This is a genomic window from Pontibacterium sp. (genome assembly GCF_041587635.1).
Taxonomy (GTDB): domain Bacteria; phylum Pseudomonadota; class Gammaproteobacteria; order Pseudomonadales; family Balneatricaceae; genus Pontibacterium.
Map to the genome: position 1 here is coordinate 1 of NZ_JBFGYC010000114.1, position 8835 is coordinate 8835.

At 51.1% G+C, this 8835-nt stretch carries 8 protein-coding genes; 3 read left to right on the plus strand and 5 right to left on the minus strand.

Features of this window, described 5'->3' with window-relative positions:
- Positions 1-373 (plus strand): AroM family protein (locus tag ABYW01_RS07925; protein WP_372831933.1); only part of this gene is annotated, 373 nt, incomplete at its 5' end.
- Between the two features lie 351 nt (positions 374-724).
- On the plus strand, positions 725-1516 hold the full coding sequence (locus ABYW01_RS07930; RefSeq protein WP_372831934.1) for a flagellin: 792 nt from the start codon (positions 725-727) through the stop codon (positions 1514-1516).
- Between the two features lie 69 nt (positions 1517-1585).
- Here ABYW01_RS07930 and ABYW01_RS07935 read toward each other — a convergent pair whose 3' ends face one another.
- A complete protein-coding gene (locus ABYW01_RS07935; RefSeq protein ID WP_372831935.1) occupies positions 1586-2686 on the minus strand; it encodes a zinc-binding dehydrogenase in 1101 nt (366 codons plus the stop codon).
- A 126-nt stretch (positions 2687-2812) separates the two neighbouring features.
- Here ABYW01_RS07935 and ABYW01_RS07940 point away from each other — a divergent pair, with 126 nt between their 5' ends.
- A complete protein-coding gene (locus tag ABYW01_RS07940; protein WP_372831936.1) occupies positions 2813-3832 on the plus strand; it encodes an AraC family transcriptional regulator ligand-binding domain-containing protein in 1020 nt (339 codons plus the stop codon).
- An 80-nt stretch (positions 3833-3912) separates the two neighbouring features.
- Here the strand turns inward: ABYW01_RS07940 and ABYW01_RS07945 are convergent, their stop codons facing one another.
- From ABYW01_RS07945 to ABYW01_RS07960, 4 genes are all read right to left on the minus strand, one after another.
- Positions 3913-5274, minus strand: a complete 1362-nt coding sequence (locus ABYW01_RS07945; RefSeq protein WP_372831937.1) for a Na+/H+ antiporter NhaC family protein — start codon at positions 5272-5274, stop codon at positions 3913-3915.
- Positions 5275-5538: 264 nt separating this feature from the next.
- On the minus strand, positions 5539-6285 hold the full coding sequence (locus ABYW01_RS07950; RefSeq protein ID WP_372831938.1) for an SDR family NAD(P)-dependent oxidoreductase: 747 nt from the start codon (positions 6283-6285) through the stop codon (positions 5539-5541).
- 24 nt (positions 6286-6309) lie between these two features.
- Positions 6310-7500, minus strand: a complete 1191-nt coding sequence (locus ABYW01_RS07955) for an MFS transporter (RefSeq protein WP_372831939.1) — start codon at positions 7498-7500, stop codon at positions 6310-6312.
- A 117-nt stretch (positions 7501-7617) separates the two neighbouring features.
- The gene (locus ABYW01_RS07960) at positions 7618-8691 is read right to left on the minus strand and encodes an arginase family protein (protein ID WP_372831940.1); all 1074 of its coding nucleotides are present in this window, start codon (positions 8689-8691) and stop codon (positions 7618-7620) included.
- Between the last annotated feature and the right edge of the window lie 144 nt (positions 8692-8835).

Genomic DNA, 8835 nt, shown 5'->3' on the forward strand with positions numbered 1-8835 from the left:
GCATTCGCTTGAAACCGTACCGGGTGTAATCTGCCCAAGCAAAGTTCTGGAAGCAAACGCCACCGCCCTTCTCCCCAAAGGTGGTTGCCTTGGCATTATACAGCCCGATGTGGTGACCAAGGACGAAGAGATCAAGCACTGGCGCGCGCTTGACGTTCCAGTGGTCAGTGCGATCATTTCACCGCACGAGCACAGCCTGGATGAACTGGCGGATGCAACACGAGAGTTGGTCTCAGAAGGCGCTGACCTCATCGTACTCGACTGCCTGGCATTTACCCGCGAACATTGGCAATGCGTGCGGGATGCCACCGACAAACCCGTGCTCTTACCCATGTCTCTATTAGGTAAGATTCTGGACGAAGCCTACGGATAGGGTGACCTGTTAGCCCCTCTCTTAAGAGAGGGATATCTACTCAGCGATAGAAACCTGGCCCAACCCGACAACGATTCTTTAATCTGAGGCACAAGCACCTGTGACGGGGAGGTTTGTATTCCATTCAAGAGCAGGTATCAATTCCTCCTACGCGCTTCTTAATCTCCCCTCCTTATGATGACACGATCATCAAATACAACCCTATGTCTTACCCAGATCCTATACGTTTCGTCACAATACCCTATAACATGCGTAGGAAACGTTAGTTGCTCCAGCGCAACTGGACATTATTTACTCATACTTTTTTCGTAGTATACTGAATGCTCATCCGTGAGTATTGAGCGCAAGGCAATGGAATTACAGCTGAACTCTTTGGCAACACCCACTAGTTCTCTGGCTGGCAATAGTCGTATTGCCGAATCCGGCCAGCAGATCGCTAGCGGACAGCGCATCAATCAGGCATCTGATGACCCTGCAGGAATCCAGGTATCCATCGGATTGACCCGCGAGATAAATGAAAATGCCGTGGGCCTGCGAAATGTTATGGATGGCAGCTCACTCTCTCAGGTCGCGCAAGGTGGCATTTCGCAAATTACCGATTCAGTGCAACAGTTACGCGAATTATCACTGCAAGCCAACAACGGCACCCTGAACGATTCCGACCGCCAGTCCCTGCAAAAGCAAGCCGACGCATTGCTCGCGGGAATCAAAGATACCATTGGGCAGACTAGCTTTAATGGCCGCGCATTACTCAGCGAAGAAAGCGATATCAACATTCAGACTGGGGACAGTTCAACCGCTATCAACACCCCCGACCTGCACAGTGCTCTCGGCGATCAAGGACTATTCTCGCTTGAGATTGGCTCAGCGGGGGCCATCGACAGTCTCGATGGCGCTCTTAGTCTACTTAACGATTCGGCAGGTAGTTTTGCCGCGAGCCAGAGACAATTGGACAGCATGGGACGCAGCCTGACGGACTCATCCATCAGCAACGCTGAATCACGCTCCCGCATCACGGATACTGATATGGCACAAGCGACGTCTGAATACACCCAAGCACTCGTTCAACGGGAAGTGGAAATTACGCTTCAAGCTCAGGCTAATGCCAGTCGAGGTGATGTACTCGCACTGCTTGGCCAGTAAATTCACCTCTCCCACTGTTCACGTTCACTCAGTGGTCTGCACGGGTGCCAGATCTTATTATTTGGGTCATTACTGCCCCGGAATGAAGTGTATCTTACCGATAAACTCCTCTGAGTTATTCCTGTTGTTCAGCAGCTCAAAGGCCTCTGCCGCCTTCGACATCGGGAATGTATGGGTCACCAGCTGATCGACCTTGGATTGCATCCAAGGATCACACAACGTGCGTAAGATATCGTCCCGGTGATTAAAGTTCACATCAAAGTGCGCTGTAATGTGTTTATGGCCCCAGCACAGGCCTGATTCCGTATTCAGATCCCATTTCAGATCCGGCCCTTCATGAGCCGCATACCCCAGCAACGTCAGCGTGCCATAGTGACGCATCGCATCCAGACATTTCTGCTGATAATAGGGGTAACCGGAGCATTCAAACGCAAAATCCACCCCACGGCCATGAGGGGTTAAGGCCCGCACTTGCTCAAGCCAATCCGGATCTTCCGGATTCACAAAGTAATCCGCCTCAGCAATCTCCCTGGCAGCTGTCATCCGCTTCTCGTCACGCCCTAAGACGATCACTTTGGCCCCCCGATATTTGAGGTTCACGATGGTCGCCAAGCCGATAAAGCCAACACCACCCACAATGCAGACATGCTCCTTGGTGATGTTGTGATCCCTGACCGGGGAATAGGTACAACCGATCAGACAGTTAGCTGCCGAGGCATATTTATCGTCCAGTTCATCAGGAATACGGGCCAGCATGTTAACCGGGACCAAACGGTACTCGCAGAAACCGTTGCCCCCTGATGCAGCTTGATTATATTCCTCAACATCCGGCGGCAGCTTCAGGTTGATACAGTGGGTAGCCCCAAGGCCGTTTTCACACACCCAGCACTTACCGCAAGCCCACCCCTGAAACGCCACAACGCGATCTCCCACCTGCCAGTCGGTTACTCCGGCGCCTAACTCATGAATCACCCCCACACCTTCATGCCCGGCATGGGTTGGCGATTCATGGAACTCGTAGAAGCCGGTTTTATGGATTCGATGTTCAATGCAGTTGGGCGCAACCGTCTGTCGCACTACGACAAACCCCTCTTTGGGATGTGGCATCGGCAACTCAACGACTTCGGCCTTGCCCTGATCAATCCGCAGTACCCGGTTCTTGTCACACATCAGCTATCTCCTGATCGATTCTTATTTTCTAATCTCAGGACGATGTTAGTCGACATCCTCGGCAACAAAAATTATATTTAAGACATCATCATTTATATTTAAGACATAACTGACTGGTAATGATTCATGCCCTCCTTCTCAGAGGAAACCCATCGCGTCGTACAGTATTTTTTAAGGCGGATTGAAGCCTGTGCAGACGAGATGCACCCCCATTTATTCGATCAGGCACTTCACAAAGTGTCGCTATCTAGAAGAGATCTAACGGATAACACACTGCATTTTCGGGGGCTAAACCAGTTGCTGCTTCAGATACGCAAACTGGGACTACCTCAGATCACATTGAGTTATTACCGCCACATTGAACTGTCTGACTTTGGACTTGCAGGGTATGCGGTGGCATCCAGTCGTGATCTGAAAGAAGCGATCGACCGCTCCATTCATTTCCAACAACTGACCACTGAACGTTTTCTGATCCAGCAACGGCAAGAAGCCAATCGGCTGGAGCTTACCCCTGTACTGGCACAAGATTATCTGCATGAACAGACGGACATTGCAGAGGAGTTTGTTGCCGGCTACTGGCGGATGCTGGAACTGTTACTGGGTGATTCAGTAAACCTGAATCAGGTGCTGATTGAGCTGAATTTTGAGAAGCCCAAGTACTGGCCTCTCGGCACAGCCAACTTCCCCTGTCAGCTCAAATTCCGCCAAAGCCGCTGCGCCATATCCTTTCCGGTCGAGTGGCTGGCGCGCCCCATTAGCACGGCTGCAGAACAAGTGGCTGCGTTATGTGAACGCGAATGCAAACATATACTCAGCGCTGAAAAGAGTACAACAACCAGTACCCGCGTTCGACGGGCGCTGATTTATGGGCTCAAGGCCAGTGCCAGTCTGGATGAGGTAGCCCATTGGCTGCGTATTCATCCACGCACATTGCGTGCGCAGATCTACCGCGAAGGAACTAGCTTTAGGCAAATCGCTCTGGAGGTAAGAATGGGGTTAGCACGACAATACCTGACCTCCACTTCAATGCAGGTGAAGGAGATCGCCTACCTATTGGGGTATTCACAACCGGCGACCTTTCATACTGCATTTTGTCGGTTCTATGGGCAAAGCCCCGGTAGCTATCGCAATACTAAGGCTCAATAACTATTTCAACCGATGACTATCGGTGCACATATGTAGAAGCCCGGAGCACAAGGCAACCGGGCTCTGCGATACCTTTAACGCTACGCTGCAAAAAAGAACATCACACTGGCAATAGCCGCGGCGAGCAAGGCATAAGGTAACTGCGTAAGGGCATGCTGCATCGGCGTACACCCGCTACCCTGCGCAGACAACACGGTCGAGTCGCCGTAGAAGCAGGCATGACTGCCAAAGGCTGCAGCAGACATCAAAGCACCAATCACCAACGGAAGATTCGCATCCATCGCCGTTGCCAACGGCATGACAATAGGTAGAGCAACCGCCAACATACCCCAGAATGTTCCAGTCGCAAACGCAATCAACGCCATAACCAGAAAGACCACTACCGGCAGCAGATCAGCCGTCATCATAGGCTTCACTGTGTTAATGATGTACAGCGTCAACCCCAGAGAATCATTCACGTCTTTGAGCATAAAACCCGCAACAACAGTACCCAATGGCACCATCATTGATTTAAAGCCTTCCATTCCGGTATCAAAAAGCTCATTAAAGCTGAGCAACCGCTGTGATAGATAAAGCACCATGGTCACCGCCAAGGCAACAATAACCCCCATCAAAATATCAACATCGAAATACCAGGTAAAGAATATCAATGCCAGAATTGGGATAAAGAAATTATGCAGCGCAGGTTTAGTCCGCGCAGAACTGAGACTTTTCCCAGCGCTAGCCGTCAAATCAATTTCAATCGTACCCGGCGGAATAACCTCACCGCCCTGAGCTCTGATTTCAGCGGTTTTCATTGCCCCTAATAGTGGAAATTTCCCCATCGCAACCAACGGTACAATAACGGCGGCTACCCAGGCATAAAACATATAAGGGATAGATTCGATATAAACACTCAGCCCCTCCCCTTTACCGGCAACACCATTATCTTCCAACAGACCTGCAAAGAATATTGCCCAGGTAGAGAATGGAACTAAAACACAGATTGGAGCCGCTGTAGAATCAACGATATAGGCCAGCATCTCACGTGATACTTTAAACTTGTCGGTCACTTTCTTCATAGAAGAGCTGATTGCCAGCGCATTCAGGTAGTCATCAATAAAGATAATAAGACCCAGTATCCAGGTCACCACAAGGCTGCTACGACGGGACTTTACAAAGTGAGCCATGTAATCGCTGAATGCGACTGCACTTCCGGTTCTGATCAGCAATGCAATCAAACTGCCAAAAAAACCACACACCAGAATAATCCAGCCAATGGTATCGTCACGCATGGTGTCTAACGCGACATTAGCAAAGCCGGTGACTAAATCAGTAGGCGATATCATCAGCAAACCGATAACAACACCCGCCAAAAGAGACTCAATTGTTCGTTTGGTAATAAGCGCAACAATGAGAACAACAAGGGTTGGAAATACTGCGTAAGCGCCATAATTTTCCATTTTAAAACGCCCCCGACGCCAGAGACTCAAAAGCAGACAAACAGGAACTCGGCGCACTTAACGCATGCCCTCCCAGCACTGCTTTAAATAAACAAGTACTCCCCTCAATATAATAATCTTCAACGGCCATAAAACCTCTCCTAGTTATTATTCAATACAAAGAGGCTAAACAACCATTCAAGTAACAAGAATACCCTATAAGGGTTAACACCTATAAAAATTTAATCTTATTACCCACACATAGTCGTACATTTAATAACGCCCTTAGGCTAATGCTTTATCCATTAAGTTATATGTCATACCTGCAATCCAACCACCATCCACCCGAATCTCTGTCCCGGTGATATAACTGCTCTCGTCCGCCGCCAGAAAGTGATACGCACCCATAATATCTTCGACACGTGCAGGGCGTTCAAGAGCTGTCGCCTGGGCGCTGATGCGTGCTTCAGGCCCATCGATCGACTCCATCGGTGTCAGCACCGTGCCAGGGCTAACAGCATTGACCCGTATACCGCGACGCCCCAGCTGCAACGCTGCCGTACGCGTCATCGCTAGCACGCCACCTTTAGAGACGGAATAAGAGGAATACTCAGGAAAAGTAATATGTGCGGCGGCTGACGCCGTATTGATAATGCAGCCACCATCATTCAGATAACGTGACGCGTACTTAAGCCCCAGATAAACACCCCGAACATTAACGTGCAGTACCTTATCCAGATTGGCCAAATCGGCATCTTCATAGCGCCCTTCTGGCAACGCAATCCCTGCATTATTGATCACTACATCCAATTTTCTGTCGGTTGCCGCCTTTTGGAAGGCCTCGGCAAGTTCAGTTTCGTTGCCCACATCTGCGACAAAAATCTCAGCACCGGCTTCAGCCAACTCAACACTGGGTTGCAGGTCAATGACCATCACCTCAGCACCCGCAGCGATAAAGTGTTTCACTAACGCCAAGCCGATTCCGCTTGAACCACCGGTAATTAATACTTTTTTGTTCTTTACAGAAAACACGCTAAATACCTCCCTGATAAGCGCTCAGGCTTTACTTAACTTTTTTGTATTTAAAGCGACACCCGCTTTTGTCAGCAACAGGGTAAACATGATCAAACCAATAAGAATGGCCCCTGCTGTAAACAGGAAAAGGCTGCCGTAACCTTGATCACCGATCAACATACCGGCAAGCGCAGGTCCAACAATCGCGCCCAGAGACAGGAAGGAGGAAATTAAGACGGACAGATTACCGCGCTGATCCAGACTCACCACGATGCCCATCTGGTAGGCCAGGCCGTAGTTCCACACACCCGAAAGCACAAAAGTGGATACGGCAAATAGAAGCGCGTCGAATGCACTGCTATAGATAAAGATTACCGCCACCAACAATCCGGTTGAAAGAACCAGCGGAAACAGGCGACCTAAGCGATCCCCCAGCAGCGCCGCAGCAAAAGCCCCCAAACCACCACCCAGCAACCCAAAGGACAGCGCCTTCCCGATGGTGACGGCATCTATCCCCTGCTGGGTCGCAATACGCTCGACAAAAGCCCAAAGCCCTGACAACCCAGCGAAATAGATCATCAGTGCAAACAGGGCCACCCACACCGGCCAGATTGCCGACGCTTCGGCCTTAGTATTTTCGCTGGCATCCACATTGCGCTTGCCTCGCTTCGGCAACCAGACTGTCGCAGTACCAAGCAATGCCAATACCGCGGCAACCGTCAGCATCAGACCGGGAAAGCCCCATTGTGCGGTAACGTACATCGGCAGTAGAAACAGCAAGGCAGCACCCACAATCTGTTCGGCCAGCAACTTGATACCAAAATAACGGTCGGGATCATTCGTATCAGACAACACGCAAACCGCCAGTCCAAACAAGATACCGGCCCCTACACCTGAGATCGCCATCAATGCCAGCAGCGCTTCGTACTGATTGACGAACGCGCCACCCGCCAGTCCTCCAGAAAGGAGCGCAAAACCCGTCGTGCTGACGTATTGCCAGTCAAAGCGGCGAATCCAGAATACAGCGCTCAGACAGACCAACAGAAACCCGACAAAATAGCTGGAAGCGATGAGCCCTACCTGCTCCTCTTGCAACTGCAGGTGTTCTGCCGCGCCACCCAACAGGATAGGCAAAATCAGAAAAATTGCCGCTCCGGCAGCGGAGATGATCGATGTAGCGGCAATACAACTACCGGCGTTGATCGCATCTCTTTCGTGCGTAGAAGTCGTCATAGTTCCATCCGTTTAATTATTATTGTCAGGAAATGAGGAAAGCGAAGGGGCAGCGATCCGCCCCAAGGGTGTTACAGGTCCGCAATTCTCATCGCAGCCTGATTTTGGCCCATACGATTAAACCCATTGGGTTGGACGGGTACGACCGGTTTCGGCTTCACGGCTATCGGCCAGCAGACAGAGCAGCTCGAAGTAGATCGCCGCCGCCAGGTGACCAGACTTACCATCCGGATCACGGTTAGGGTTGTATTCCACCAGATCGGCACCGATGATATTCAGGCCACGTGATCCGTGGATAATGTCCCGTGCCTGGCGGGGTGTCAGACCGAAAGGTTCCGGCCCCGTGGTGCCCATCATGTAGTTGCTGTCCAGACCATCCACATCAAACGAGAAATAGGTTTTCTCCTGCCCGACAATCTCCCGGGCTTTATCAATCACGTACTGGGTGCCTTTATCGAACACTTCATCCGCGGTTATCACGGTCATACCGCTGTCATGGGCAAACTCCCACAGGAAGTTCGCACGGCCACGTACACCAATCTGTACGGTCCGTTCCGGATCAACGTAGCCGTTCAGCACCGCCTGACGGAAGATAGAACCGTCGTTCACCGCATCCCCGCCCCATGTCGCCATAGTGTCGGAGTGAGCATCGATATGGATCACGCCAAACGCTTCATTGCCATGGGCTTCAGACAGTCCTTTCAATGCACCAAAAGCCGTGGTGTGTTCACCACCGCAGTTCAGGGTGTAGAGTCCTGCATCACCCAGCTGTTTGAAGACCTGATAGATATCATCCACGCGAGTTTGCAGGTCAGTGGAGGACCATTCCACATCGCCATAATCGATCACGGAACACTGTTCAAACGGGATCTTGCCGGTCACATCGTTGATCGGTCCGTAGTTACGGCTCCACTCACGTACCGCCTTGGGACCGTGGCGGGTTCCCGCCAGACCAATCGCGCCCAGATCCAATGGTGAACCGACCATGGCGATATCAACCTGATCCAGATTCTCACGGCGATGGGGTGCCTGAAAGAAACCCGGGTGCGCCAGGAATCCGGTAGTATCCAGGTTGTAACCCTGTGCTGCCGCACGCTCGAAGAAACTTGCCACGTTAAGGTCTTTAAACTCAAAGGCTGCACGGTCCAGTGCCCGGTAATGTGCCAGCCGCTCTTTACTCATTTTAGCCATCGTAATTACTCTCTTGATTAAGCGCCTAACTTGTCCCAGACCCGTTGGTTCAGACCCGCTGACCAACCACCACACAGGTTCAGAGCCTGACCGTTGATAAAGCCGCAGTCATCGGCTGCCAGAAAGTGGATCATTGCCGCCACC